A 1055-nucleotide genomic window follows, 5' to 3' on the forward strand; every position below is an offset into this window, starting at 1 on the left:
TTCGGGCGGTTGAAGGTGGGCAGGTAGGTGTCGCTGAAGCCCGGCCGCTTGCACATGTAGCGGTACCAGGGCTTGAGCGCCGCCGCGGTCGCGGGGTCCTCGACGACCTGGTCGACGCGGGCGCGGAGCCGGTCCATGGTGTCGAGGTCGGCGAGCTCGACACGCCGCTCGCGCTCCTCGGCCGGGAGCGAGGTGTCGACGGCGCCGGAGAGGATCTGACGCTGCAGCTCGACCGTCTTCGTCCAGCCGTCCTGCACGAGGGACTCGTCGACCGGCTCGCCCGCGAGCACGGCGAGGAAGTTCTCCATCCGCTCGCGCTGCCAGCCCGGACGCAGCGACGCGACCCACTCCGGATCCGTCGGCCGGTTGTCGCGGACGTCGACCGTGGACGGCGTGCGCTGGAAGACGATCAGCTCCTGGGCGTCCGCGCCGACGTGCGGGATCACCTGGAGTCCGGTCGCGCCGGTGCCGACGACGGCGACGCGCTTGTCGGCGAGGCCGGTCAGGCCGCCGTCGGGGGTGCCGCCGGTGTAGCCGTAGTCCCAGCGCGACGTGTGGAAGGTGTGGCCGCGGAAGGTCTCGATGCCGGGGATGCCGGGCAGCTTGGGCTGGGTGAGGGTGCCGGAGGAGGTGACGACGAAGCGGGCGCGGAAGGCGTCGCCGCGGTCGGTCTCGACGAGCCATTCGTCGGCGTCCTCGTCCCAGGTCAGTGCGGTCGCGCGGGTCTGGAAGAGGGTGTCGCGGTAGAGCCCGTAGTGCTCCGCGATCGCGACCGCGTGCCGGCGGATCTCCTCCCCCGGCGCGTAGCGCTCGGACGGGATCGTGCCGACCTCCTCCAGCAGCGGCAGGTAGACGGAGGACTCCACGTCGCAGCGCACGCCCGGGTAGCGGTTCCAGTGCCACGTGCCGCCGACGTCGCCCGCCTCGTCCATCAGGCGCAGCGACTCCACCCCCGCCTCCCGCAGCCGCGACGCGGTCAGCAGACCGCCGAAGCCGGCGCCGATCACGAGCGCCTCGACCCGGTCGGTCACCGGCTCGCGCTCGACGCGCTCCGT

Annotated in this window: 1 protein-coding gene; it reads right to left on the reverse strand. The window is 73.0% G+C overall.

What is annotated here, in order from left to right; translation table 11 throughout:
- A partial coding sequence (locus tag EDF17_RS19660; protein ID WP_133672172.1) for an NAD(P)/FAD-dependent oxidoreductase occupies nt 1-1055 on the reverse strand: 1055 nt, incomplete at both ends.

Source organism: Rathayibacter sp. PhB1, assembly GCF_004362935.1.
Lineage (GTDB): Bacteria > Actinomycetota > Actinomycetes > Actinomycetales > Microbacteriaceae > Rathayibacter > Rathayibacter festucae.